This window comes from Devosia sp. Z11_6 (assembly GCF_058133665.1).
The window spans coordinates 23,804-44,138 of the sequence record NZ_JBYUNQ010000006.1 but is presented as its reverse complement, the minus strand read 5'-3'; the positions used below and the strand labels follow the sequence as shown (position 1 = coordinate 44,138).

Below are 20,335 nucleotides of genomic sequence, written 5' to 3'. Positions count from 1 at the left end.
AACCCGAGGTGCCGGCATTTCCTTTGCGGCCGGCACCTCGAGAACCGCGCTCTTGCCGGCCGCCAGCCCTCTACTCTGCGCCCGTTTCGGTTGTGCGCGCTCATTTGAGGGCTGTCTCAAGACCTGCCCGGTCGGCCGACGCATAGTCGGAATCGAATCGCCAAGCAGCTCGCCGAACGCCGTGATGCGAGATGAGAGAATTCACCCTCGAGCTTATCCTGCAGCTAGCCGCTCCCGAGAGCTTTGGGCACTTACGAACACTGCGGTATCGGCATGGCGTTTCGGACAACCATCAAACGCGTGCAAACCCGAGGAACCGGGCCGTGTCTGGATCGATGGGCACGCCGTTCGACCTACGGGTTTCCGCCTCTCGCCATTCCCGGTCGCCCGGAGCCATGACGGGGCCACCGCCGGATCGGGCAGCGGCGCTGCGCAGGGAGGCCAGATAGCTGCCGATGGCGAGACCGAACAACTCGGCACCAACAAACTTGCTGGGATCAATGACCATCACGAAGTGCCCCATATTGCGCGGCTCGTGGATGTTGTCGGTGTCGTACATGGGAATAAAATCGGGATCGAGGGTCGTTCCGGTCAAAAGCGCTGAAAACAGGGTAGCGACTCCGGCAAGCCCCGCACCTTTGTAGCCATATTCCTCGCCCCCGAGCGGCAGCAGCATTTGAGCCTGGTGCGGATCGCGCGTGGCGCCCCCCTCAGTATCGGCGGCCACCCCCGCAGGCAGTTGGGCTCCCAGCGAGCGGTGCAGCAGCACCCGGTTCATGGGGATTGATGAGGTCGCCATGTCAAGCAGCCATGGGCGGCTATTGGGAACGGGTGCGGCGAAGGCAAGGGGATTGGTGCCGTGAAAGCGCTGCGCTCCGTCAAACAGCGCGACCATGGCATCGGTATTGGTCGTGGCAAAGGTGACAAAGCCCTGCTCGGCACCAGCAACGGCATAGGCACCGGCGGCCCCCAGATGGGAGGAGTGCTCGATGCCCACTGCCGCGATGCCGCTTTCCCCGGCAATCTCGATCCCCACCTGTACGGCCTGGTAGGCGGCGTAATGGCCGAGCCCATCGTCGGCATCAACCATGGCGCTGGCCGCCGCAGTGCGCCGCACACTGATCTGAGGGTTCTTGTTGATGCGTCCACCAGCCATCATCTTGCAATAATGCTCGGCGAGCCGCACGCCATGGCTATCCACGCCAACCATGGAGGCGTGCATCAGGGCGCGCAGGGCGGCCTCGGCCGAGGCCGGGCTCGCGCCTGCCTCAATCAGTGCTGCCAGCACCCGCTGTTCGAGTTCCTTGGCGGGGACCCGAATTTGATTGTCGCTCTGCATTGTCTACTCACATGGTTACGCCACCATCGGCGATATAAACCGCGCCGGTGGTGTAGGCTGATTCATCGGAAGCAAGGTGCACGGCAAGCGCTGCGATTTCTTCAGGGCGCCCCAAGCGGCCCAGCGGCTGTCGGGCGACAAAGGCGGCACGGGCCGCTTCATAGTCGCCGGTGGCGCGGGCCCGCTCGTTAAGCGAGGGGCTATCGGTGGTGCCTGGGGCGATCAGATTTGCGCGGATGCCGCGGCCGACAAAGTCGGCGGCAAGGCCCTTGGTCAGGCCCACCAACGCCGCCTTGCTGGCCCCATAGGCAAAGCGGTTGGGCGTGCCTTTGATGGCGCCTGCAATCGAGCCCACATTGATGATGTTGCCGCGTCCGCGCTGCAGCATGGCGGGCAACAATGCCTTGATCAGGCGAAAAGGCGCGGTGACATTGACATCGAGCGATGCTGTCCATTCTTCCTCATCGCAATCCAGGATGGTGCCGGCATGAACATAGCCGGCGACATTAACCAGCACATCGATGGCGCCCACGTCGCGGGCGAACTCGGCGATCCCCGCGCTGTCGGTCACATCGAGCAGCCGCGTGGCAATGGGCGCGGGCAGCTCAAAGGGCGAGCGGCTGGTCGCCAGAACAGCCGCACCCTCCTGGGCAAAGGCAATGGCGATGGCGCGGCCGATGCCGGCTCCCGCCCCGGTAACCACGGCCGATTTGCCGGCCAGACGCGTCGCGCTCAATCGACAGCCCCCGACTGAAAGGCAGTGCCTTCGCCAATCACCTGCAGATAGGCCATCTTGGTTTCCTCGATATGGGTGGCGAGCAGCTCGCGCAGCCCCGCGATGTCTCGCCGCCGCACTAGCTCCAGCATTCTGCGGTGCTCGGCCACGGAGCGGGAATTGAGATCGGCAATATTGGACAGGCGTGAGCGTAGCGCCTGGATGCGAAAGCCGATCTGGCTGAACGCCTCCCCCAGAAACGGATTGCCACACAGCTCGATGAAGGCCTGGTGGAAGCGCCCGTCCAGCTTTTGGTAGGCCACGGTGTCATTGCGGTCATAGGCCTGCTGCATCTCGTCCATCAGGCTTGTCATGGTAGCGAGCAGCGCTTCGTGGTTGTGCTCAATGGCGAGGCCACACGCGGCAAGCTCGAGAATGCTGCGCAACTCGCTGATCTGGACCACCTGCTCAGCCTCGATGCGGAATACATAAGTGCCTTTTTGGGGCAGCACCTCGACCAGCCCTTCAAGACGCAGCTGCTGCAAGGCCTCGCGAACCGGGGTCTTGGACATGCCCAGATCGGCGGCCAGCGCGTTTTCGGATAAGGACGCGCCCAATTGGATGCGGTTGTCGATGATCCGATTGCGCAACTCGTCGACCACCAGTTCTTTGAGCGATCTTGGCCGTTCGATCTTCATGTAAGCCCCCTCAGCTGCCCTGGCGATCAGACAATTGTTGCCGTGAGCACCCAATTGTCCGAGCCAGGGGCTCGCTTTGGTCTCACCCGAAGATGAGGTTGGGAACAAACAGCACGATCTCTGGAACAAAGATCAGCAGCATAGTGACCAAGCAAATCGCCAGCAGCAATGGCCAACCTTCCCTGACATAGTCTTTCACCGAGACTTTGAGGATCGAGCAGACGGTGTACATCGCGGCGCCTACCGGTGGGGTGAAGTTGCCCAGCGTTGCGGCAATAACAAAGACGATGCCGAAATGGACGGGGTCGCCGCCCAGCTTGGTCACAACGGGCAGCACGATGGGCGTCATCATGATGATGAGCACAGTGGCATCGATGAAGCAGCCGGCGACGATCACCAGCAGGACGATCAGCACCATCACCATCTGCACGTTGTCGGTGACGCTGCCCAGGCCGGAGGCCACCAGTTCGGGCAGCCGCTCAAAAACGATCCCGTAGCCAAAAATGGCCGAAAGGCTGATCAGGAACATCACCGAGCCGACATCGCCCAGGCTCGTTTCCAGGGCTTCGAGAAAGCTCTTCACCTTCATCTGGCGATACACGAAAAAGCCGATGAACACGGCGTAGACCACCGCAAAGGCACCGATCTCGGATGGCGTGAAGATGCCGGCCCGAAGGCCCAACAGCAGGATAACGGGGAACAGCAAGGCCCAGATGCCCCCGCGGAACGCCGTCGTGGTCTCCTTGAGCGTTGGCCGCGTGCTCCTTTCAGGCGGATAGCCGCGCTTGGTAGCGGTGATCCAGACCGACAGGCTCATGGCGAGCCCGAGCAAGACCGCGGGAATGATGCCGCCGGCAAACAGCCGGCCGATGGAAACCGAGCCGATGGTTCCGAACAGGATCATGCCGATGCCGGGCGGAATGATGGGCGTAAGGAGCGAGGAAAACGACAGCACCCCGGCCGCAAAGCCCTTGCTCATGCCGCGGTCGATCATCTGCTGGCCGAGAATCCGCGACTGCATGGCGGCATCGGCGATGGCCGAGCCCGAAACGCCCCCCATCAGCGCGGACAGCACAATCGATACTTGGGCGAGGCCACCGCGCAGGCGCCCCGTCAGCACCGAGGCCAGATTGAGCAGGCCCTCGGTGATGCCCGAGCGGTTCATCAGATTGCCCGCCACGATAAACAGCGGCACCGCCAGAAGGGAGAAGTTCTGCGTTGTCGAAACGGTGATCTGTAACGGGATCGAGATCGGCAGCTCGGGGTGCTGCAGGAAAAACATCATGCCCGAGATCCCGATGGCAAATGCCACGGGCATGCCGATCACCAGCAGAACGGCAAAAACAATCGTAACGAGTAGCATCGGGGTTTCTCAGCTCAAGGAGGCCGTTGCAGGAGCATGGCCCATGCGCATGTTCCGCAGTTTGATGAGAGTGGTCAGCAGCATCAGGGCGCAGCCCGCCGCAATCGAGCTCGTCACCCAGGAATAAGAGACGCCCGGAATGCCATTAAAGGCCCGCGCGCGGCTCGCCCATGCCAGAGAAATGCCGTACCAAACGCCGTAAGCCAGAAACACGGCAATGATCACGAGATTGATTGCGTCAAGCACGCGCCTGGTCTTTTCCGAGAGCTTCTCGGTGAACAGGTCGAGCGCCATCAGCGTATTGCTGCGCCAGGCGATATCGGCGCACAGGAACACGGCCCAGGCAAAAAAGCAGGTGGAAAGATCAATGGTCCAGTTGAGCGGGGAGCGCGCCATGCGCGCCACCCCGCCCAGCAGCACCATCAAGATCATGGCAACAAGAAAGAACCCGGCAAGGACTGTTTCAATGCGGATCAGTGAACGGTAGAGCGTTTGCATGGCGGTCCTTGCCGGCTAGATGTTACTGGCGTCTCAGTTCCTGGTAGAGCGCATCGCGCACTTCGAGGAGACCCAACGCTTCGTAGGCTTTGACGCTGGCGGCGCGGAAAGCTTCGATGTCGACATCCTCGACCACGGTCATGCCTGCTTCGATCAACGCCGCCTTTTCGCTGACCGCCTGCTCCTGCAGCACTTTGGTGGTTTCCTGGCCGGCAACGCGACATTCTTCCACCAGCGCGGTCTGGTAATCGGGCGGCAGGGAATCAAACCAGGTGGAGGAAACCACCTCGAAGTTCAGCAGCAGGATATGGCCGGTCTCGCTGACATGGGTCAGCACTTCCTGCAGGTTATTGGGGCGGATATTGGCGTAAGTGACCTCAGCGCCATCGATGGCGCGCTGCTGCAGGCCGGGATAGATCTCGCCGAAGGCCATTGCGGTCGGTGCAGCGCCCAAGGACCGGGTGGCTTCCTGCCAGATCGGGGCTGGCGGGGTGCGGATGCGCAGGCCGGAGAGTTCCTCGGGGTTGCGCACGGCCTGGTTGGTGAAAACGTGCCGCAAGCCCTGCGAGAAATCAAAGCACACAACCTTGAGGCCGTGCTGGGTGGCCAGCTCATCAACCCAGCCCTGCACCACCGGCAACTCGGCCAGCTTAAACGCCTCCTCAAAGGAGTTCACGAGGTAGGGGCCGTTGAGCACGGCGATGTTGGGCACATAATTGCCCAGGCGGGCAGAGTCGGTGTTGAGGCCGAGATTAGCGCCCATGCGGACCTGCTCGATGATGTCTTCTTCCACGCCCAACTGGCCGGAGTGAAACACCTCGATCTTCAAGCCGCCATTGGTGCGCTCAAACACCCGGTCGGCCCAGTTCTGGAAGCCCTGGTTGTAGGCCTCGGCGGGCGTATGCACATGGCTGAACCGCAAGGTGTAGTCCTGCGCGGCAACGGAACCGGCGGCAAGCACGGCCAGGCCCGTGGCGCCCAGAAGGGCGGCGATGCGCTGCTTGATGGTCATTTTCAACTCCCAAAGACACCACCTTGCACCCGCAAGGCGGCGGAAAACTTCAATGAAGGGCAAACCCTTCTCCCGTGGAACAGCACCGCTGGGGTGCTACGCCGCCTTGCTGGCGGTCTGTCATAGCCGGCAGTTGCTCGGCGACTTGATCTTGCACACTGGCATATCAGATGCAAGACATCAGATATCACTTGAACGGGGCGCGAGACCTGTTCCAAAACTGGTGCAAAGGAGAACACCGCATGAGCCAACGCGCAGTACACGCCTATACCTGGGCCCCGATGTGGACCAACGAGCATGGAGCCGAGGCCGTCAGCCGTGCCGCAGCCTTGGGGTTCGACTATGTCGTGGTGCCGATCCGCAACCACGAGAACATCGACCCCAAAACCATCGCCGCCATGTTTGCCGATGCAGGTATCAAGCCGGTGACCACCTCGCCCTTGCAGGCCGAGAACGACATTTCAAGCACCGACCGCGCGGTCTGGCAGCGCGGGGTTGATCGCCATAAGGCGGCGCTGGACTTGGCCGCCGCCATGGGTGCTGACCGGATGGGCGGCATTCTTTACTCCGCCTTTGGCAAGGCCGCGCGAGTAGCAAACGAGGACAACTTCAAGGCGGCAACCGACGGACTAGCCCTGGTTGCGGAAAAGGCGTGCGGGATGGACATGATCCTCTCCCTCGAAGTGGTCAATCGCTACGAGACCAACCTCATCAACACTGCAGCCGTTGCCGTGCGTATGGTGGAGGCGATCGGGGCGGAGAATGTGAAGATCCATCTCGACACCTTTCATATGAACATCGAGGAAGACGACATGATGGGGGCGCTTGAGCTCGCCCTGCCCCATCTCGCCTATTTCGAGATCGACCAGAACCATCGCGGCCTCCTCAGCCGTGGCACGATCGATTTCTCGCCGTTTCTGCAGCGCCTCAAACAGGCCAACTATTCCGGGCTGATCGGGGTGGAGGCCTTCTCCTCGGCCATCTCCCACCCCGACATCACCGCCGGCGTTGGCGCCTGGCGCAACATGTTCGAGAACGGCGACGATGTAGGCCGCGAGGCCATCGAACTGCTGGCCCGCCACGGCTTCTGATCGAGCCGAGCCATCAGGACCCCAGCGCCCCGGCATTGCTGCTTACTCCTGGGCCACAGCCACCAGCTCTGGAGCGGCGCCGGCGACAGCCGGCGACAGGAGACAGGCCGTTACGGCTACCTTGAACCCGAGATGGTGCCGCAGGATGCGGGCGGACACCGAGTGAAAGGTAGCCATCCATGGCACGTCGTGGGGCCCATCCACGGGCATGGTGTGAAGCCTTAGTTCCGTCTTCTCGATCACCGCATAGAGCAACTGCTGCCCCACTCCGCCGATGGAGGCTGGCGGAAATCGGTACTAATCCAATTGGTCGAGAACCCATTGCCGGAAAGCCATCACACGCGGCAGTCCGGCTTTTGTTTGGGGTGTGATGAGGTAGTAGGCGCCCGGCCCGGCAACTCGCTGGGCGAAAGGCGACACAAGTTGAGCTTGAAGCAACTCTTGCTCGATCAGGAATGTGGGCAGCAGCGCCATGCCGAGCCCCGCCTTTGCCGCCTCGATGATCATAAAGAAATGCTCCAGTCGTGGGCCCCAGTTCATGGCCGGCACATCCGAGCCAATGGAGCGAAACCAGTACTCCCAGCTGTCCGGGCGTGTGGAGTGATCGATCAATCGATAGCTGCTTAGCTGGGCCGGTGATGTGAGATCAGGGCGGCCATCGAGCAGCATAGGCGAGCAGACGACCTGGATCTCTTCGCTCATGAGCGGGTCGACCAGCGCGTCAGGCCACTGGCCGTGGCCAAAACGGATGGCAATGTCGATTCGCTCGTTGATGAAATCGAGCTCGCCATCGCTGGAGACGACGTTCACCAAAATGTCGGGGTAGAGCTTTTGGAAGGAGGGCAGACGCGGCAGGAGCCAGCGGGTGCCGAAAGTGGGAAGCATGCCGACCGAGAGCGTACCCTGCCCTGCCTTCGATGACATTAGTTCAACCGTGCCTGCTTCCAACAGGTCAAGCGATCGGCTCACGAGACGACTGTAATAGTGACCTTGGTCGGTCAACTCGATGCGTCGGCTGCGTCGCGTGAACAGCGCCACTTCGAGGTACTCTTCAAGGCTGTGCACAAGGCGGCTCGCCGCGCTCTGCGTCACGTTCAGCTCCTCGGCCGCCCGCGTGAATGAGTTGTGTCGCGCCACGGCTTCGAAGGTTCTTAATGCGTTGAGGGAGGGGAGAACGCGTCGTTTCACTAGTTACCATTCCATGAGGTCATGCAAGAGCGATCTTTATGCGCCTTGCGGCTCGCCGCCAAGCCGCTAGCTTTTTGCTTGGGGCGCAATAAAGCGCCGATCCATTTCCCACGGCCGGACCTGCCCAAAATGATCCCATTCCATATGGCCTTCGCTGTGAAGGACAAAGAAAGCACCCGGAACTTTTATGGTGGGATCATCGGATGCAATGTCGGTCGGGAAGCGGAAAACTGGATCGATTTCGACTTCTTCGGGCACCAGCTTTCTGCCCACGTCAACAGCGATCCCAAGCCTGAGGCCAAGTCGAAAGTCGGCACCGATATTGTGCCGCTGCATCATTTCGGCGCGGTGCTGCCCTGGCAGACCTGGCATGAACTGATCGAACGGCTGCGCGGCGCGGCCTACCGCTTTGTTATGGAGCCCAAGATCCGGTTTGAAAACCAGCCGGGCGAGCAAGGCACGTTCTTTATTCTCGATCCATCAGGCAATGCTTTGGAATTCAAGTCCTTCCGCAATCCTGACGCCATCTTCGAACACTGAGTTTTAGCGCAATGAATTCCTTCGAAATCGGTCGCGACCTCACTTCCATTACCATGGGCATCGATGCCTTCGAACGGCGTCAGCCCGCCGACCGCAGCTTGTTGGGTGGCGAGGGGCTGGTGCCAATTTATCTTGGTGCCGACAGCGTCAATCCGCGCACCTATGATGATGTAGAAACCATCAAGGCCGATCTCGACAGGCTGGCGATGGAAGCCGCAGCCCTCAAGGCGGGGCCGCGCAAGGTATTCCTTGAAGGCATGATCCGGTCCGTGCGCACCGCCACCAAGATGCTGGCCGGTGCGAGCCCGAGCTTTGAGGAAAAGGTCACCCAGCTGGTCGGCGCTCCCGCCGGCCGCGAAGATGAAGCCGTGATCGAAGATGCGCGCGCCAAGCTCGATGCGGTGCTCAAGCGCTCCGGCTTTGTCAACGGCACTCTGGGCCAGCGCGTCGCGGCTTGGGAGGAGGCTCGCGCCGTCCCGGCCGAGCAGGTCGAAACCGTGTTCCGCGAACTCATGGCCAAGGCCAAGGCCAAGACCGATGCGATGATCTTCGACACCGGCGATTATGACATGGTGCTCAACCCTGTGCGCGGCATGTTCTACACCGCGCGCTGCTCCTTCAACGAAGGCAAGATGGACCTCAATTTTGACCTGAGCTTCACGCGCGCTGCGCTCAAGCATCTGGTCTGCCACGAAGTCTATCCCGGGCACTCAACTCAGCTTCTGTCCACCAAAGCAGCCGTTGATGCGGGCGAGGCGCCTGCCGACGCACTGTTAATCACCACCGATGCAATCACCGGCTGCGTGCAGGAGGGCATCGGCGATCAGGGCGTGCACCTGATCGATTTCGTGGAGGACGACGATGACGCGATCCATATCGAGCTGCGCCGCGTCCGCTCCGCTGCCCAGACCAGCGCTGCCTGGATGCTGATGGTCGAAGGCGTGCCGCGCGAGGACGTGGCCGACTATTTGCGCACTACGGCGATGGGGCAGGAAGCCTGGGTGCAAGGTCGCCTGCGTATGGCCGCCCATCCGTTCCGCGGCCCGTTCATCTCCTCGTACTGGGCCGGCAACGAGGTCGTCCGCAAAGTGCGCGAACGGGTCAGCGACGCGGAGCGCCCCGCTTTCATCAAGGCGCTCTACTCATACGCGAACTCGCCCGAAAGCCTGTCGATGTTCCCCCAGGTCGCAAACTAAGAGAAGGTCAGGGCTCCACCCATGAAGTTCACGATAATCGGTGCCGGTGCCATCGGCGGCCTTGCGGGCGCTTACATGACCAAGGCGGGCCACGACGTCCTGCTCGTTGATCGCTGGAAAGAGCATGTCGATGCCCTCAACGAAAAGGGGATGAGCATCGACGGCGTTCGGGGCGACATGAACATCCCCGTCAAGGCTGCAACGCCCGACCAGCTCTCGGGCGATCTCGGCGTCGTGCTCATCGCCACCAAGTCCCAGCACACGCTTGAAGCGCTCGGGCAAATTGCCCCGCTGCTGACTCCCGATAGCGCCATCGTTTCCTATCAGAATGGGTTCAACGAGCCCGACATGGTGGCACTGCTCGACAAGGCAGGGCTGCCCGGCAAGGACATGGTCATCGGCTCGATCCCCAACTACGGCGGCGCGCTGGTTGACCCCGGCTACGTCGAGTTCGTCCATGAAGGCCCCATCCAGCTGGGCGAAATGAACGGCGAGATGACGCCGCGCCTCAAGGAAATCGGCGATGCGCTTTCTGCCCTGACCGAGGTGCAGTATTCCGACCGCATCTGGGGCCAGATCTGGGCCAAGGAAGTCTATTCCGCCCAAGTGGTGTTTTCCGCGCTGGCGGACGCCAAGATCCGCGACACGCTTGGGGTTGAGCGCTATGCCCGCCTCGCCGGCGCGGTGGTCAAGGAGGCACTCGAGATCGCCGATGCCAATGGCATCGAGGTGCAGGCGTTCGACTTCTTCGATCCGGCCAACTACCGGGTCAAGACGGCCGATGATACCAAAAAGCTGATCGACAACGTCAATCACGCCATCTGGCTCCTCAAAAAGGACCAGGACAACAAGCCCACCCACAACTTCAAGAAGAAGGGCTCGGGCATCTGGTGGGACATCGTTTATCGCAAACGCCCATCTGAAACGCGCGCCTTTGCTGGCAAGCTCATCGAGTTCGGCAAGAAGGCCGGTGCCGATACCCGCCTGAATGAAAAGATGGTGGGCATGATCTACGAGATCGAGGATGGCAAGCGCCAGCTCGGCTTTCATAACTATGATGAACTCGAAGCCTATGCGGCCCAGATCGGAAAGACCCTGCCATGACCAGCAAACTCGGCGTCGGCCTTATCGGCGCGCATACCTGGGCCGACAAGGCGCACCTGCCGGGCTACAAGGCCCATGAACGGGTGGAACTGGTCGCGGTTTGCGATCTCGATCCTGATCGTGCCCGGGCGATGGGCGAGAAATATGGGGCGAAAAAGGTTTATACCGACCCCGAAAAGCTGATCGCTGATCCAGACGTGCAGATGGTCGATGTCTGCACGCCAACCCATACCCACCTGCCGTTAAGCCTGCTGGCGATTGAAGGCGGCAAGCATGTGCTGTCGGAAAAGCCGCTTCACACCGAAGCGGCGCCTGCCTTTGCTGCTGCCGCCAAAGCTGACGCCAAGGGGGTGCGCACCAAGCTCGGCTTTACCTTCCGCTATTCGCCCGCCATCCGTCAGATCAAGAAGTGGATCGATGATGGCACGCTTGGCGAAGTGTTCCACATCCATGGCTTTGAGCAGAATTCGCAATGGCTCGATCCGCAAGAACCGCTGCGCCAGATCACCCCGGGTGTCGATCGCAATTCGCTGATCCCCGCCTCCATCGTCGGCTATGGCTCGCACCTCATCGACCTGATGCGCTGGCTCGGCGGCGAGTTTGGCTCGGTCGCCTCCACCATGAAGAACTTCATCCCCGAGCGTATCGTGCGCGGTGAAGCGGGGCTGCAAAAGATCAAGGTCGAAGACGGCGCCGTGGCACTGGTCGAATACGCCAACGGCGCGCAGGGCCTGTTACAGACATCATACGTCGCTGTCGGCAATTACCCCGGCGTTGAAATCCGGGTCTATGGCTCCAAGGGTGCGGCCGTTGCGCGCCTGATCTCCGAATTCGGCACGGCCGAAACGCTCAAGATCGCCAAGGCCGAAGCGGTCGAGTTCATCCCCTATGACGTGGGTCCCGAGGCGCTGCCGCCGGGCACGACGCTCAACACGCCCTGGCCCGAGCTCTACTACCGCAACCTCGTGCGCCATTTCGTCGATGAAATCCTCGAAGACCGGCCGCAGGAATGCACCTTCTACGATGGCGCCAAGAGCCAGGAGATCGTCGACGCGATCATCAAGGCCCATTTCGAGCGCCGCTGGGTTGATTTGCCGGGCAAGAGCCCATGAGCGTTTCTTACGATCCGGCTGTTGTCGATGACTTCCTTGCCCATCACTGGCGCTATCGCCCGGTGGACGCAACCTTCATGGGTGACAAAGCTCACGACGCGGCTCTGCCGCCTGCCGCACCCGATACGCTGGCCCAGGAGATCGCCGCAATCGACGATCTCCTCGCCCGCCTCGAAGCAACTGACGAACCGGACGATCTCGGCGACCGGCTCGACCGACGCATGATGATGGCCGAACTGCGGATGCAGCGTTTATCGGCGCAGACCCGGCCGCGTTTGCACAACCCGGCCTGGTATTCGGGCGAAGCGGCATTCTCCATCATCTCGCTGCTTCTGCCGCAATCCATGCCGATCCGCCACGCGGCGTTGATTGCCCGCCTTGGCGGCATTTCGGACTTTCTTGCGGCTGCCGCAGCGCGGCTCCAGGACGTGGCGGCGCCACAGGGCTGGGTCAAGCGCGCGCAAAAGGAGGCCACCGCGATGGCCGGCTTCTTGCGCACCGACATCAAGCTGCATGAGGAATTTGCCGATGACTGGGCTGAGCCTGCCCGCCAGGCCGCCGATGCGTTCGAGGCTTTTGCGGCGGCCATCGAAGGCAGGCCCGATGCCGATCCGGCGTGTGGCGAAGCCTATCTCACCCAGCTTATGGCCGGCATCCACGGCCTCACCATGTCGCCGCGCGAAGCGGTGGACATGGCCGAAGCCGCCTACAAGCGTATGGGCGAGGAAATGGCCGAGATGGCCCGGGCCATCGACCCCACCCGCACGGCCGACCAGATCCTTGCCGGTCTTGCCGAGATCCATCCCGCTGATGCAGAGGCTGTCTTTGATAGTTACATGGATTGGGATGTGCAGGCCGTTGCGCGAGGGGCCGCGCTCGTCACTCCGGCGCAGGAATATGATCTCGATTATCGCTGGATGGCACCGTGCTTTCGCAAGATCAGCCAGCCCCTGTATTTCCTGTTCTATCGCTCTCCCCCTGCCCTTAATCCAGGGGCGGGTAGCGTTTACTGGGTAACTCCGCCTGGCGAGGACCAAGCTGCATTTCTGCGTGGCAACAACACAGCGATGGTCAAGACCATCCATTCGGTCCACCACGGCAGCGTCGGCCACCACACGCAAAACACCCGCGCTCGCGCGGCCGCCTCGCGCCTCGCCCGCCTTGCCGGTACCGATTGCGCCCTGGGTCTCGCCTTCCTCGGCGCTGGCACGCTGATCGAAGGCTGGGCCTGCTATGTGGAAGACCTGCTCATGGAAGCGCCGGGCTTTTACACGCCTGAGGAAATCCTGCTTCTCAAGCAGTTCGAGCGCAGAAATGCCGCGAGCGTCCTTGTCGATATCAAGCTCCATCTTGGAGACTGGAGCCTAGAGGACGCCATGGCCTTTTATCGCGAGGCGGGCTTTGCCGCCGCCCGTGTCGAGGGCGAAGTGGTGCGCAATTCCATGCTGCCGGGCTCGCGCCTCATGTATTGGCTAGGCGTCGAAGGCATCAAGGCCTTGCGCAGGCGCTGGAAGAGCGACACGCTGAGCTTCCACGACAGCCTGCTCAGCTATGGTCATATGCCGCTGGCCTGGATTGCCGAGGAAATGGAAAGGGCAGGACAACTCAACCCATGACGTCGCACAACACAGTGCCTTTGCTCGACATCAAGGGGCTCGTCACCGAGTTCAGCACGGAATCCGGCTTGGTTCGCGCCGTCAAAGGCGTGGACCTAACCATTGGCCAGGGCGAAACCGTAGCTCTTGTGGGCGAGAGCGGGTCGGGCAAGTCCGTCACCAGTCTTTCCGTCATGCGCTTGATCCCCAAGGGGGTCGGTGCCATCGCCGGCGGCGAAATGCTGTTCCGTACCCGCGCCGGTCAGGTTATCGATCTGGTCAAGCAGCCTGAACATGCCATGCGTGCCATTCGCGGCAATGAAATCGGCATGATCTTCCAGGAGCCCATGACTTCGCTCAACCCGACCCAGAAGGTTGGGGCCCAGATTGCCGAAGCGGCCCGTCTCCATCAGGATCTCACGCGCAAGCAGGCCTGGAACCGCGCGGTGGAAATGCTGGCACTGGTCGAAATTCCTGATCCAGCCCGTCGCGCCGATATCTATCCGCACCAGATGTCGGGCGGCATGCGCCAGCGCGTCATGATCGCGATGGCTCTGGCCTGCAATCCCGCACTCCTGATCGCCGATGAGCCCACCACGGCCCTCGACGTCACGGTGCAACTGCAGATCCTCGAACTCATGCGCCGCCTGCAGCGCGAGATCGGCATGGGCATCCTATTCATCACCCACAATCTTGGGGTCGTCGCCGAGGTTGCCGACCGCGTCGCCGTCATGTATGGCGGCCGCATCGTTGAGACCGCCCCAGTGCGCGAACTGTTCGCCCGCCCCAGCCACCCTTATACGCGCGGCCTGCTCAACAGCCTGCCTGTTGTCGATCACGCCGCCCGCAGCCGTGGCGAAGAGCTGCGGCTGCGCGCCATTCCGGGCAGCGTCGTTGATCCGCGCAATCCCCCACAAGGCTGCGATTTCAATCCACGCTGCGCCTGGGTTATCCCCGAATGCCGTGCTGCGGTGCCGCCCCTCCTGCCTGTCGTTCCCGAGCATCGGGCGCGCTGCATCCGCTGGAACGAAGTCCATGGCTGATCCGCTCCTGGTCGTTGACGACCTCAAGGTTCACTATCCCATTGGCAAGACACTCTTCAAAGAAGGTGTCACGCTGCGGGCGCTCGACGGCGTCTCGTTCACCGTTGGGAAAGGCGAAGTCGTCGGTCTCGTCGGTGAATCCGGCTCGGGCAAGACCACGCTCGGCCGTGCCGTGCTGCGCCTTGTCGAGCCCACTTCGGGCAAGGTGCGGCTAGGCGACAAGGAGGTCACGGCGCTGTTGCCGCCCGACCTCAAAGCCCTGCGCAGCAAGATGCAAATCATCTTCCAGGATCCCTATGCGAGCCTTAACCCACGCATGAGCGTCGGCCAGACGCTGGGCGAAGCATTGATGCTGCACAAGATTGGTACGCGGAAGGATCGCGACCAGCGCATCGGCGACCTTCTCGAAAAGGTCGGCCTGCCGCGCAGCGCCGCGGCGCGCTTTCCGCATGAGTTTTCCGGCGGGCAACGCCAGCGCATCGGCATCGCCCGGGCATTGGCGGTCAATCCCCAGTTCATCGTCGCAGACGAGCCGGTCTCGGCCTTGGACGTTTCGATCCAGGCGCAGATCATCAACCTGCTGCAGGATCTTCGGCGCGAGTTGGGCCTGTCGCTGCTCTTTATCGGTCACGATCTCTCCGTCATCGAGTTCCTTTGTGACCGCGTCATTGTGCTCTATCTCGGCCGTGTCATGGAAATGGGCACGGCTGCCGAGCTATATGCCAGGCCGCGCCATCCCTATACCCGCGCGCTGCTCGATGCAGCCCCAGTGCCTGACCCTACCATTCGGCGCGAACGCATTACCCTGAAGGGCGACTTGCCCAGCCCGGTGAACCCGCCCTCGGGATGCGTTTTCCGAACCCGGTGCCCCTATGCGATTGAAGCCTGTGCGCAAATTGTTCCACCGCTTGAAGCCACGCAGAACGGTCACAGCGTCGCCTGCATCCGCAGCCACGAACTCGATTTGACCAACCCATTAGCCTAGAAGGCGTGGCAACTTTCGTGGCACCCTGTTCAGACTTGCGCCAGTAGCGGAACAAGCCGTGTTCCTTTCGGCTAAAATCATAGTTCACATGAGCTAATGTACGGGGAATTTAGATTTTTTCGGCCATTGCATGACCCAAGCATCGCGCACCATGCTCGCTGACATGAAACGGTTATTTATTGCCTCGCGAGGCAACCCTGAACATCTGGCCCAACTATTCCGTGCCGAGTTGCCGGACTTCGATGTGCTGACCGAGCAGCCCAAGGATGGCGATGCCGATGTGCCATATATTGTTGTCGGGCGCCCACTGCCGGGCGTCGTGCGGGCTGTTCCTGGCCTGAAGCTCGTCCTCAGCCTGAATGCCGGCATCGAGCATCTGCTCGCGAGCGGCGAAGTGCCCGAGGAACTGCCGATCGTGCGATTGGTCGATGATGGGCTCGCCTTGGGCATGGCCGAGTGGGTCTTGGCCCAGGCTTTGGCCTGGCACCGTAACCTGTTCCTTTACGCGGAGCTGCAGAGCAAGGGGGAATGGGCCCCACAGCCGGAAAAGCTCGCCAATGAGCGTAAGGTGACCGTTCTTGGGGCGGGCGCACTTGGCCGCCCAGTCGCCGAACACTTCGTGCGCTTGGGCTTCCACACCAATGTCTGGGCTCGCTCCAGGCACAGCATTCCGGGCGCGAGCACATTTTCCGGGATGGATCAGTTGCCGGAGGCCGCGCGAGGCGCCGACATTCTCGTCAATCTTTTGCCGCTGACGGCAGAGACCGCCGACCTGATCGATACGGACCTGCTCGCAGTTCTTGCCGATGGCGCGTTCTTCATCAACGCAGCCAGAGGCGGCCATGTGGTCGATGCCGATCTGATTGCGGCGCTCGACAGCGGCAAGCTCAGCGGGGCTGCACTCGACGTGTTCCGAACCGAGCCGTTGCCGATCGAAGATCGGCTCTGGAAGCACCCCCGGGTGCGCCTTTCTCCCCATGTCGCCGCCCCCACCCACCAGCATATGGCGGTCAAGGAAATGGCGGCCAATATCCGGCGCTTCGAACAAGGAGAGCCGGTGCGCAACGTCGTCGATCGAAGCCTGGGTTACTGAGCAAGACCGGCAAAACCGGCGAAACAAGCAATTGCATCAAGGAAGGGACATCATGAAGACTAAGCTTACGCGCCGCGTCGTGCTCCAGGGCATTCTCGCCGGTACTACCGCCTTCGCCACCATGCGCGTGCTGCCCGCAATGGCCCAGCAGGCTGGCGGCACCCTCAATGTCGGCCTCACCTACGAGCTCGACACCATGAATACCTATTCCACCGGCTTCCTCGCCGATGCCCAGCACACCGTGATCGAGGGCCTGATCGCTCCGGACAAGGATGCCCGCTATGTGCCGGTGCTGGCCAAGGAAGTGCCAACGCTTGAGAATGGCGGCATTGTCTTGTCCGAAGACGGCTCCAAGATGACGATCACCTATAAGCTCCATGAGAATGTGAAGTGGCATGACGGCGAGCCCCTCACCTCGGCCGACGTCAAGTTCACCTGGGAAGCGGTCAAGGACCCCGCCTTCATCGCTGAATCCAAGGACGGCACGCAGGACATCGACAGCATCGACCTGCCCGACGACTATACCGTCGTGTGCAACTACAACACGGTGAAGCCGAACTTCGCTTCGACCCTCTTTACCTTCGGCATCATGCCCAAGCACCTGCTGGAAGGTACCGACCTCAACACCTCGTCCTATAACGAAACCCCGGTTGGCACCGGGCCCTTCAAGGTGGCTGAATTCGTGCGTGGCCAATATGTCGTGCTCGACAAGAACACCGATTACTGGCGCACTGCCGAGAACGGGGACGCACTGCCCTATCTCGATCGCCTGGTGTTCCGCATCGTCACCGATAGCAACACCTTGATCACTCAGCTGCAGAGCGGCGAACTCGACATGGCCGTCTCGGTGCCCTATGGCCGCGCTTCGCAGCTTGAAGGCGCCAATGGGCTTGAGATCGTCGTTGGCCAGCAGCTGAGCTGGGGCCATCTCGACTTCAACTTCCGCAACGAACTGCTTGCCGATATCGCCGTTCGCAAGGCGGTGGCGCATGCCATCAACCGCGAAACCCTGATCCGCGTGCAGGGTGGATTCCCCACGCCGATCAAGTCCCTCGTCCTGCCCATCTTCGACCTCTACGATGATGCGACACCGGAATACGTCTATGACGTTGCTGCCGCCAATGCGCTGCTCGACGAGGCAGGCTATGCCCGTGGCGGTGACGGCATCCGCGAAAAGGACGGCCAGCGCCTGAGCTTTGCCTTCGTGGTGCAGTCGGGCCGTGCTGACGACGAGAATGTCCAGCAGGTGATCATCGCCCAGCTCAAGGAAATCGGCATCGAGGCGAGCGCTGACAACAAGACCGGCGTTGCCTATCGCGAGGCCCGCTACAGCGGGGGTTACGACCTGATCTATGGCCGCTGGATCACTTCGGCCGACCCTGTCTACTCGACGTTCTACGGCTCGGAAGGCGAGAACAACGGCCAGGGCTATTCCAACCCTGAACTCGACGCGGTGTTTGCACGTCTCGAGAACACGCTCGATCAGCAAGAGCGCAAAGCCGCTGCGTCCGAGATGCAGCGCATCATCGCCGAAGATTTGCCAGCTCTTGCACTAACCCAGGGCGTTTCCGTTATTGCCAAGCCGGTGGAACTCAAGAACTTCGTTCCCAATCCCACCAACATGACCAATTTCGTGGACACCAAGGAATGGTATCTTGAGGCTTGAGGCCTCAAGCGCGACACTTGAACTGCATGCCGGCCCTGCTTTAGCAGGGTCGGTGGCTCCGTAGCCCCAGGGAGCAAGATGAGCCTAAGCTATATTATCCGACGCATTCTGGGCGCCATCCCACTGCTTTTGGGCATTTCGGTCATCCTCTTCGTCATCATCCAGCTGGCGCCCGGTGGCCCGCTCGATATCTATGCCGAGAACCCGTCCGTCAGTAAGGAAGCGCTGGCCCAGATTGCGGCGCGCTATGGGCTGGACCAGCCGGTTCCCGTTCAATATTTCCTGTGGCTAAAAGCCATTCTCGTGGGCGATTGGGGCTATTCCATTCGCACGGGCCGCCCCGTGCTCGACGAAATTGTCCTGCGCCTCGGGCCGACACTGCAATTGGGCGGGCTAGCCATGCTCGTTTCGCTGCTGATCGCCGTTCCGGTTGGCATCATCAGCGCCGCCCGCCGCGGCTCCAAGCTCGACGGTACCGTGACCGTCCTGAGCTTTGCCGGGATCTCCACTCCGGTGTTCTGGCTCGCCCTGCTGCTTCAGCTTCTGTTCAGCGTTCAGCTCGGCTGGCTTCCGTCCGCCGGCTACCAGTCCATCGGCGATGGGTCCTTCATCGACCGGCTCCGGCACATCATCATGCCGGCCGCCGTTCTCTCGCTTGCCACGGTCGCCAGCTGGAGCCGATTCATTCGCTCGGGCATGATCGATGTGCTCAACCAGGATTATATCCGCACCGCCTATGCCAAAGGGCGCGGCGAAAAGGCAGTCCTGTTCTACCATGCCTTGCGTAACGCCATGATCCCCGCGGTAACGGTCATTGCCGTGGACTTCGTGACCATCATTTCAGGCGCCGTCATCACTGAAACAGTGTTCGCCTGGCCCGGCATTGGCCGGCTGTTCATGGAAAGCATGGACGGGCGCGATTATCCGATGCTGATGGGTCTGATGATGATGGGTTCACTTGCAATTGTCGTCGCCAATATCGTCGCTGACCTTTGTTACGCTGCGCTCGATCCCAGGATCCGCTATGACTGAAGCAACGATTGCCGGCGCCATTAACCCGGCCGCGCCGCCCCAGAGCTACTGGCGGCGCGTCATCCGGCGCTTCCTCAAGCGCCGCCTCGCCGTTGTCGGTGCGGTGTTCCTGGTGTTGCTCGGGCTCGCCGTCACCTTCGGGCCGATGGTTTCACCCTATAGCTATGACTACCAGGACTTCGAGCTCCTTGGCATGCCCGGGCCAATGTCGGCCGAACACTGGCTGGGCACTGACGAGCTAGGGCGCGACGCGCTGACGCGCCTGCTGCATGGCGGCCGCGTCTCGCTCGCTGTCGGTCTGGCCGGCGCCATGATCGCCGGCATTGTCGGGACGCTGGTCGGAGCCGTCTCCGGCTTTTATCGCTGGATTCCCGATGTCCTCCTCATGCGCTTCACCGATGTCATGATGTCGATCCCAACCCTCCCCCTAGTGCTGCTTTTATCCGGGCTATTTCGCCCCAGCCCGCCGCTTCTGGTTGCCATTGTCGGCATCCTGATCTGGATGGGTACGGCACGTTTGGTCCGCAGCCAGTTTCTCGCCTTGCGCGAGCGTGAATTCGTCGAAGCAGCCCGGGCGCTTGGGGCGAGCGGACCCCGGCTGATGTTCCGGCACATCCTTCCGAACGCCATCGGCCCCATCACCGTCGCCTCAACCCTGGCCGTGGGCAGCGCCATCATGATGGAATCGGCGCTGTCCTTCCTTGGCTTCGGCATCCAGCCGCCAGTGCCGACCTGGGGCAACCTGCTGAACAGCGCCTCGTCCTGGCTGTCGCAGGCCCCTTGGCTCGCCATCCCACCGGGACTTCTCATCCTCTTCACGGTACTCGCCGTGAACTTCCTCGGCGACGGGTTACGGGACGCCATGGAGCCGCGGGAGTAAACAAGAGCGCGCTTGAGATCTATATCGCGAACTGCGCATCAGGAATGGCGCAGCGGATCCTGCCGCCACGCCATTCGCCGCGCCCGCCCGGACCCGACTGTCCGTCATTTGGCCTTCGACTTGGGCAACTCTGTACGGACCGGCTCTCCCAAGTCCGTACAGCCGTTGTAAGTGTGGACGCGCCT

20 protein-coding genes are annotated in these 20,335 nt (G+C 61.6%); 12 read left to right on the top strand and 8 right to left on the bottom strand.

Annotated elements, in window-relative coordinates; translation table 11 throughout:
- Nucleotides 1-292 precede the first annotated feature (292 nt).
- The 6 genes from AC3YMN_RS15970 to AC3YMN_RS15945 form a co-directional block, all read right to left on the bottom strand.
- Nucleotides 293-1,339 (bottom strand): Ldh family oxidoreductase, encoded by a 1,047-nt coding sequence (locus tag AC3YMN_RS15970; RefSeq protein ID WP_489890765.1) that lies wholly within the window; start codon nucleotides 1,337-1,339, stop codon nucleotides 293-295.
- A gap of 7 nt (nucleotides 1,340-1,346) precedes the next feature.
- Nucleotides 1,347-2,075 (bottom strand): SDR family oxidoreductase, encoded by a 729-nt coding sequence (locus AC3YMN_RS15965; RefSeq protein ID WP_489890764.1) that lies wholly within the window; start codon nucleotides 2,073-2,075, stop codon nucleotides 1,347-1,349.
- The gene (locus AC3YMN_RS15960; protein WP_489890763.1) at nucleotides 2,072-2,752 is read right to left on the bottom strand and encodes a GntR family transcriptional regulator; all 681 of its coding nucleotides are present in this window, start codon (nucleotides 2,750-2,752) and stop codon (nucleotides 2,072-2,074) included. Before AC3YMN_RS15960 ends, AC3YMN_RS15965 begins: the two co-directional genes overlap by 4 nt.
- An 82-nt stretch (nucleotides 2,753-2,834) precedes the next feature.
- Nucleotides 2,835-4,115 carry a TRAP transporter large permease gene (locus AC3YMN_RS15955; protein ID WP_489890762.1) on the bottom strand — a complete coding sequence of 427 codons (1,281 nt, stop codon included), beginning with the start codon at nucleotides 4,113-4,115 and terminating at the stop codon, nucleotides 2,835-2,837.
- Between the two features lie 9 nt (nucleotides 4,116-4,124).
- Nucleotides 4,125-4,613, bottom strand: coding sequence for a TRAP transporter small permease (locus AC3YMN_RS15950; RefSeq protein ID WP_489890761.1), 489 nt, complete (start codon nucleotides 4,611-4,613; stop codon nucleotides 4,125-4,127).
- 22 nt (nucleotides 4,614-4,635) lie between these two features.
- Nucleotides 4,636-5,625, bottom strand: coding sequence for a C4-dicarboxylate TRAP transporter substrate-binding protein (locus tag AC3YMN_RS15945; RefSeq protein WP_489890760.1), 990 nt, complete (start codon nucleotides 5,623-5,625; stop codon nucleotides 4,636-4,638).
- A 242-nt stretch (nucleotides 5,626-5,867) separates the two neighbouring features.
- On the opposite strand from AC3YMN_RS15945, the gene AC3YMN_RS15940 reads away from it, so the two are divergent.
- On the top strand, nucleotides 5,868-6,716 hold the full coding sequence (locus AC3YMN_RS15940; protein WP_489890759.1) for a sugar phosphate isomerase/epimerase family protein: 849 nt from the start codon (nucleotides 5,868-5,870) through the stop codon (nucleotides 6,714-6,716).
- A gap of 42 nt (nucleotides 6,717-6,758) precedes the next feature.
- Here the strand turns inward: AC3YMN_RS15940 and AC3YMN_RS15935 are convergent, their stop codons facing one another.
- Both AC3YMN_RS15935 and gcvA read right to left on the bottom strand, forming a co-directional pair.
- Nucleotides 6,759-6,893, bottom strand: coding sequence for a hypothetical protein (locus AC3YMN_RS15935; RefSeq protein ID WP_489890758.1), 135 nt, complete (start codon nucleotides 6,891-6,893; stop codon nucleotides 6,759-6,761).
- Nucleotides 6,894-7,013: 120 nt separating this feature from the next.
- Complete coding sequence (gene gcvA, locus AC3YMN_RS15930) at nucleotides 7,014-7,904, bottom strand: transcriptional regulator GcvA (protein WP_489890757.1); 891 nt, start codon at nucleotides 7,902-7,904, stop codon at nucleotides 7,014-7,016.
- A gap of 45 nt (nucleotides 7,905-7,949) precedes the next feature.
- Here gcvA and AC3YMN_RS15925 point away from each other — a divergent pair, with 45 nt between their 5' ends.
- The 11 genes from AC3YMN_RS15925 (at nucleotide 7,950) to AC3YMN_RS15875 (ending at nucleotide 20,150) form a co-directional block, all read left to right on the top strand.
- Nucleotides 7,950-8,444, top strand: a complete 495-nt coding sequence (locus tag AC3YMN_RS15925) for a VOC family protein (RefSeq protein WP_489890756.1) — start codon at nucleotides 7,950-7,952, stop codon at nucleotides 8,442-8,444.
- Between the two features lie 11 nt (nucleotides 8,445-8,455).
- Entirely contained in the window at nucleotides 8,456-9,640 is a 1,185-nt protein-coding gene (locus tag AC3YMN_RS15920) for a hypothetical protein (RefSeq protein ID WP_489890755.1), read from the top strand.
- Nucleotides 9,641-9,661: 21 nt separating this feature from the next.
- Complete coding sequence (locus AC3YMN_RS15915; protein ID WP_489890754.1) at nucleotides 9,662-10,744, top strand: ketopantoate reductase family protein; 1,083 nt, start codon at nucleotides 9,662-9,664, stop codon at nucleotides 10,742-10,744.
- Nucleotides 10,741-11,856 (top strand): Gfo/Idh/MocA family protein, encoded by a 1,116-nt coding sequence (locus tag AC3YMN_RS15910; protein ID WP_489890753.1) that lies wholly within the window; start codon nucleotides 10,741-10,743, stop codon nucleotides 11,854-11,856. Before AC3YMN_RS15915 ends, AC3YMN_RS15910 begins: the two co-directional genes overlap by 4 nt.
- Complete coding sequence (locus tag AC3YMN_RS15905) at nucleotides 11,853-13,472, top strand: DUF885 family protein (protein WP_489890752.1); 1,620 nt, start codon at nucleotides 11,853-11,855, stop codon at nucleotides 13,470-13,472. Before AC3YMN_RS15910 ends, AC3YMN_RS15905 begins: the two co-directional genes overlap by 4 nt.
- Nucleotides 13,469-14,494: an ABC transporter ATP-binding protein gene (locus AC3YMN_RS15900; RefSeq protein WP_489890751.1), complete on the top strand. Its 1,026-nt coding sequence runs from the start codon at nucleotides 13,469-13,471 to the stop codon at nucleotides 14,492-14,494. Before AC3YMN_RS15905 ends, AC3YMN_RS15900 begins: the two co-directional genes overlap by 4 nt.
- Complete coding sequence (locus AC3YMN_RS15895) at nucleotides 14,487-15,479, top strand: ABC transporter ATP-binding protein (protein WP_489890750.1); 993 nt, start codon at nucleotides 14,487-14,489, stop codon at nucleotides 15,477-15,479. The genes AC3YMN_RS15900 and AC3YMN_RS15895 overlap by 8 nt, the downstream gene beginning before the upstream one ends.
- Before the next feature lie 130 nt (nucleotides 15,480-15,609).
- Nucleotides 15,610-16,572, top strand: a complete 963-nt coding sequence (locus AC3YMN_RS15890; RefSeq protein WP_489890749.1) for a 2-hydroxyacid dehydrogenase — start codon at nucleotides 15,610-15,612, stop codon at nucleotides 16,570-16,572.
- A gap of 52 nt (nucleotides 16,573-16,624) precedes the next feature.
- Nucleotides 16,625-18,238 carry a peptide ABC transporter substrate-binding protein gene (locus AC3YMN_RS15885; RefSeq protein WP_489890748.1) on the top strand — a complete coding sequence of 538 codons (1,614 nt, stop codon included), beginning with the start codon at nucleotides 16,625-16,627 and terminating at the stop codon, nucleotides 18,236-18,238.
- Between the two features lie 78 nt (nucleotides 18,239-18,316).
- On the top strand, nucleotides 18,317-19,270 hold the full coding sequence (locus AC3YMN_RS15880; protein ID WP_489890747.1) for an ABC transporter permease: 954 nt from the start codon (nucleotides 18,317-18,319) through the stop codon (nucleotides 19,268-19,270).
- The gene (locus AC3YMN_RS15875) at nucleotides 19,263-20,150 is read left to right on the top strand and encodes an ABC transporter permease (RefSeq protein WP_489890746.1); all 888 of its coding nucleotides are present in this window, start codon (nucleotides 19,263-19,265) and stop codon (nucleotides 20,148-20,150) included. The genes AC3YMN_RS15880 and AC3YMN_RS15875 overlap by 8 nt, the downstream gene beginning before the upstream one ends.
- Nucleotides 20,151-20,335: the final 185 nt, after the last annotated feature.

Bases quoted from the DNA above. Each gene is read 5' to 3' on its own strand.
- AC3YMN_RS15970 (WP_489890765.1), bottom strand. From the start codon at position 1,339: ATGCAGAGCGACAATCAAATTCGGGTCCCCGCCAAGGAACTCGAACAG.
- AC3YMN_RS15960 (WP_489890763.1), bottom strand. From the start codon at position 2,752: ATGAAGATCGAACGGCCAAGATCGCTCAAAGAACTGGTGGTCGACGAG.
- AC3YMN_RS15955 (WP_489890762.1), bottom strand. From the start codon at position 4,115: ATGCTACTCGTTACGATTGTTTTTGCCGTTCTGCTGGTGATCGGCATG.
- AC3YMN_RS15950 (WP_489890761.1), bottom strand. From the start codon at position 4,613: ATGCAAACGCTCTACCGTTCACTGATCCGCATTGAAACAGTCCTTGCC.
- AC3YMN_RS15945 (WP_489890760.1), bottom strand. From the start codon at position 5,625: ATGACCATCAAGCAGCGCATCGCCGCCCTTCTGGGCGCCACGGGCCTG.
- AC3YMN_RS15940 (WP_489890759.1), top strand. From the start codon at position 5,868: ATGAGCCAACGCGCAGTACACGCCTATACCTGGGCCCCGATGTGGACC.
- AC3YMN_RS15935 (WP_489890758.1), bottom strand. From the start codon at position 6,893: ATGGCTACCTTTCACTCGGTGTCCGCCCGCATCCTGCGGCACCATCTC.
- AC3YMN_RS15920 (WP_489890755.1), top strand. From the start codon at position 8,456: ATGAATTCCTTCGAAATCGGTCGCGACCTCACTTCCATTACCATGGGC.
- AC3YMN_RS15915 (WP_489890754.1), top strand. From the start codon at position 9,662: ATGAAGTTCACGATAATCGGTGCCGGTGCCATCGGCGGCCTTGCGGGC.
- AC3YMN_RS15910 (WP_489890753.1), top strand. From the start codon at position 10,741: ATGACCAGCAAACTCGGCGTCGGCCTTATCGGCGCGCATACCTGGGCC.
- AC3YMN_RS15905 (WP_489890752.1), top strand. From the start codon at position 11,853: ATGAGCGTTTCTTACGATCCGGCTGTTGTCGATGACTTCCTTGCCCAT.
- AC3YMN_RS15900 (WP_489890751.1), top strand. From the start codon at position 13,469: ATGACGTCGCACAACACAGTGCCTTTGCTCGACATCAAGGGGCTCGTC.
- AC3YMN_RS15895 (WP_489890750.1), top strand. From the start codon at position 14,487: ATGGCTGATCCGCTCCTGGTCGTTGACGACCTCAAGGTTCACTATCCC.
- AC3YMN_RS15890 (WP_489890749.1), top strand. From the start codon at position 15,610: ATGACCCAAGCATCGCGCACCATGCTCGCTGACATGAAACGGTTATTT.
- AC3YMN_RS15885 (WP_489890748.1), top strand. From the start codon at position 16,625: ATGAAGACTAAGCTTACGCGCCGCGTCGTGCTCCAGGGCATTCTCGCC.
- AC3YMN_RS15880 (WP_489890747.1), top strand. From the start codon at position 18,317: ATGAGCCTAAGCTATATTATCCGACGCATTCTGGGCGCCATCCCACTG.
- AC3YMN_RS15875 (WP_489890746.1), top strand. From the start codon at position 19,263: ATGACTGAAGCAACGATTGCCGGCGCCATTAACCCGGCCGCGCCGCCC.